We start from the raw sequence: 3798 nt of genomic DNA, 5'->3' as shown, positions 1-3798 counted from the left end.
CAACCCAGGCCGCCAACCGGCAGCCGAACATGCCAACCTTGCGGCCCTGGCTCAAGGTGATATGCACAAACCGGAAGGCGACGGGATGACCACCCGGCGACCACCCGCCCGAGGTGAGACGACAACGGTCCCCTGGTCATCCCGGAGCCTGCCCGTCCGGCGAGGACTCTTTTGATCTTTAAAGCCGCGCCTTCGCGCGCGAAAAGCACCTGACGGCGCCAAATGGTCACCTTCCGACCACCCCCGCCCCCGATGCCTGATTGTGTTTCAGTCGCCGAGCAACGGCGTCAAGGCGGGAAAGCGTGCCTTGACCCCGCTGATCGGCGACTAAAGATCGGCTGTGGATCGGGGGCGGGGGAGGTCTGGTTGGGGTGGTCGGCTCGCTTTCGTTGCCGGCTCGCTGTTGCGGGGCGGGAGGCAACCTCGGCGATCAGCCCCGCAAAGCAGCCGTCAGCCACTCCACCGCCGGCACGCGCGTCGGCACCTCCGGCCACCCGTTCATGATCGCCATCAGCTGCCAGTACCGTTCGGCCCTGTGGTCGGTCCCGACGGCGATCCGGTCGGCCACCGAGGCGCGGAACGCCGGGTCCGCGGGGTCCTGCCCCTCCGGCGCCCACGTCCGCGCGATGTCGTCGGCCAGTTCGCGTCCCTCCGGTGAATCCGGGGCCAGGCCGGCGTCCAGCGCCTTCTGCGCCCGCTCGCTCCAGCCGATCCAATCCTCCTGCGCCGGCACGGTCGCCTGGCCCGCCCGCAGGTCCTCGGCGTGCCGTTCGCTCATCCGCCGGGTCACCGCGCGGAACTCGGGGTCCTGGATGAGCTCGGCGAACTCGATCCACGCCTCCAGCTGCTCGGGCGACGGGTCGTCGGGCAGCTCCGGTTTCGCCGAGCGCATCCGCTCGTAGAACTCCGCGTCGACCGGCAGGCCCTCGGTCACCTCCTGCCAGAACTCGTCGAGCAGGCGGGCCCGCTCTTCGTCGGACATCGCCGCCAGCCTGTTCATCAGCTTCACTTCCTCCAGCTCGGATTCGCGTTTCACGACCGCACGCAGAACCGCGCGCCGCAACCGCAGCCTGCGGATCTGCTCGTCCAGCGCGTCGATGTGCCGCCGGGCGAGGCGGGGGACGCTCGTCTCCCGCGCGAGCACCGCGGACACATCGGTCAGCCCGAGGCCGAGTTCGCGCAGCGTCTTGATCAGTTCGAGCCGGGCCATCGCCGTCACGTCGTAGAGCCGGTAGCCGGAACTGGTGCGGTCGGCGGGCGGGAGCAGCCCCTCGTCGGAGTAGAACCGGATGGTCTTGACCGGCAACCCGGTCCGACGGCTCAACTCGCCGATGGTGAACGTCCCGTCCGCGCGTCCCATGCTCAACCCTCCAGCCGGTGGAGAGTCAACTGTGCCACGATCACCTGGGTACCGTGGCCGTATGCACTTCACCCGGCCCCGAGAGCTGGTGATCGCCGGGCTGGTCGGGCTCGTCGCCGCGTACCTGCTGTTCAGGTTCGCCTACGGCGACCTGCCCCGCGTGCCGCGCCCGGTCGGCCTCACGCTGTTCGTGCTCGCGGTGATCGACGTCGCACTGGCCTTCGTGATGCGGTCGCGCGTCCGGTCCGGCCGGCTCGTCAACGCGGTCTCGGCGGCGCGCACCGTCGCGCTCGCGAAGGCTTCCTCACTGCTCGGCGCGATCATGCTCGGCGCGTGGGCTGGGATCGCCGGCGCGTTGATCCCGCGGGCGTCGGAGCTGGCCGCGGCGTCGAGCGACCTCCGCAGCGTCGCGATCGGGGCGGTGTGCGCGGTCGCGTTGATCGCCGCGGCGCTCTGGCTCGAGCACTGCTGCCGCACGCCCGAAGACGACGAAAGTGATCCCGATCATCACCCGACCGGTTAACGATGAGAACCGACCGCTCGAAGTACCAACTAGGTCTCAGACGCATAACTAGCGGGTACGGTGTTGGTCATGACTGGCGAGGGTGACGAGACGCGCGGCCGCGTCGTGGGCAGGCCGTGGTTTCTCATCGGCCTGGTCCTCGCGGTCGGCGCCACGATTCCGCTGGTGGTCGCCGACGACATTCGCTACCTGCGGCTGGGGATCGTCGCCGCGTTGTGGGCGGCACTGATCGGCGCGTTCCTCGCCGTGCGCTACCGCCGCCAGGCGACGAACACCGAAGAGGCCGTCGCGCAGGCGCAGGAGGTCTACGAGCTGGAGCTCGAACGCGAGATCGCCGCGCGGCGCGAGTTCGAGCTGGAGGTCGAAGCCGAGACGCGGCAACGGGTCGAGTCCGAGTCCCGCAGCGAACTGGACGCGCTGCGCACGGAAATCGCTTCCCTGCGGGACAACCTGCAGAGCCTGTTCGGCGGCGAGGTGCTGCTGGAGCGCGTCGCGCTGACCGCGCAGGCGACCCGGATGCGCGCGCTGCGCGAGGAACAGCGGGTCGTCGAGTCCGGCCCGAGCCAGCCCCCGCAGATCACCGCGGCGAAGAAGCGGGAGATCACCGACCGGCCGACCGAGTTCATCGAGCGGGTGCGGGAGAAGGAGCCGGTGCGCGCGGGCGGCCGCCCGAGCGCGCCCGAGCCGCGGCGGCCCGAGGTGTCGATGGACCTCCCCGTCCGCCGGGTCGCGAACGCCGAGCCCGTCGACCCCGACCGCACGCGCGTGCAGCCGGCGGCGAAGAAGCCGGAACGCCCGCAGGCCCGTCCCGTCGAGCCGAGCCGTCCCGCGCCGAGCCGTCCTGACCGGGTACGTCCGCCCGCCGCGACGACGCCGGTGAAGCGTGAACCGCAGCGGGTGGAGCAGCCGACGCAGGTCGCCAAGCCCGTCGACCCGGACTGGACGCCGCGAGCCGAGCGTTCGGCGACCGATTTGTCGGCGGCGTTCCCGACCCGCGTGACGCGGCCCGTGCAGCCGGAGCCGTCGCCGGTGGTGCCCGAGGACCACCCCGTGGTCAACGAGACGTTGCCGGTCGAGGTCCGGCGGCTGGCGCAGCAGGGCAGGCCGGGTGGCCGTCGCCGCCGCGCGGAGGAGGACGAGGCCCCCGCCGGCCGTCGTCGCCGCCCCGACGAGGCGCCGCGGGTGCCGGACGCCGACGAGGCGCCGCCCGGGTTGCGGTCGGACGCCGACGTTCCGGCGAGCCTGCGGACGGAGGCTGACGGCCGTCGAGGCTCGGAGCGGGCCCCGGAGGCCGAGGCGCTGCCGCGGCTTTCGGTGGCCGAGGAGGCGGAGGCCCCGGCACGCCGATCGAGCGCGAGCGCCGCCGTCGCCGGACGCCGCTCGGCCGAGTCGAGCGGGTACCGTTCCGCCGCCGCGATCTCGGGCCGCCGCAGCGCCGAAGCGACGGGTCACCGGGCAGCCGACGAGACGCCCAGTGGCCGCCGCGGTGCTGAGGCAACGGGGCATCGGGCGGCCGACGAGACGTCCACGGGCCGCCGCAGCGCCGAAACGACTGGTCACCGCGCGGCTGCTGAGACGCCCTCGGGCCGCCGCAGCGCCGAAGCGACGGGCCACCGGGCGGCCGACGAGACGCCGACGGGCCGCCGCCACCGCCCCGACGACGAAGCCGCCACCTGGGCGAGCACCGGCCGCCGGGCCAAGCCCGAGCCGGAAACCCCCCGCGGCCGCCGCGCCGCGGTGGAGGAGGACGCCGGTTCCCACTCCGCGGGCCGCTCGGTGAGCGAACTCCTGGCAGCGAACGGCAAAACGGCAACGCCCCGGCGCCGCCGCCGCGCCGAGGACTGACCACCTTCCGGGATCACCGGGAACACGGCGATCTCGCGGCGCTGCCGGCCCGACCCACCGCGATTTCGCG

3 protein-coding genes are annotated in these 3798 nt (G+C 72.9%); 2 read left to right on the top strand and 1 reads right to left on the bottom strand.

Annotated elements, in window-relative coordinates; translation table 11 throughout:
* Nucleotides 1–430: 430 nt before the first annotated feature.
* The gene (locus ABZ193_RS31105) at nt 431–1360 is read right to left on the bottom strand and encodes a MerR family transcriptional regulator (protein WP_020422641.1); all 930 of its coding nucleotides are present in this window, start codon (nt 1358–1360) and stop codon (nt 431–433) included.
* A 61-nt stretch (nt 1361–1421) separates the two neighbouring features.
* Between ABZ193_RS31105 and ABZ193_RS31100 the strand changes: the two genes are divergently transcribed.
* Together ABZ193_RS31100 and ABZ193_RS31095 are read left to right on the top strand one after the other, a co-directional pair.
* The gene (locus ABZ193_RS31100) at nt 1422–1883 is read left to right on the top strand and encodes a DUF3180 domain-containing protein (RefSeq protein WP_020422640.1); all 462 of its coding nucleotides are present in this window, start codon (nt 1422–1424) and stop codon (nt 1881–1883) included.
* A 69-nt stretch (nt 1884–1952) separates the two neighbouring features.
* Nucleotides 1953–3728 carry a DUF6779 domain-containing protein gene (locus ABZ193_RS31095; protein WP_354712457.1) on the top strand — a complete coding sequence of 592 codons (1776 nt, stop codon included), beginning with the start codon at nt 1953–1955 and terminating at the stop codon, nt 3726–3728.
* The last annotated feature ends 70 nt before the right edge of the window (nt 3729–3798 follow it).

The organism is Amycolatopsis sp. NPDC006125, assembly GCF_040614195.1.
Taxonomy (GTDB): Bacteria; Actinomycetota; Actinomycetes; order Mycobacteriales; family Pseudonocardiaceae; genus Amycolatopsis_E; species Amycolatopsis_E tucumanensis.
The sequence above is the reverse complement of the archived record's forward strand: the minus strand, read 5'-3'. Positions and strand labels throughout refer to the sequence as shown.

Coding starts and splice junctions, on each gene's coding strand:
- ABZ193_RS31105 (WP_020422641.1), bottom strand. CDS start 1,360: ATGGGACGCGCGGACGGGACGTTCACCATCGGCGAGTTGAGCCGTCGG.
- ABZ193_RS31100 (WP_020422640.1), top strand. CDS start 1,422: ATGCACTTCACCCGGCCCCGAGAGCTGGTGATCGCCGGGCTGGTCGGG.
- ABZ193_RS31095 (WP_354712457.1), top strand. CDS start 1,953: ATGACTGGCGAGGGTGACGAGACGCGCGGCCGCGTCGTGGGCAGGCCG.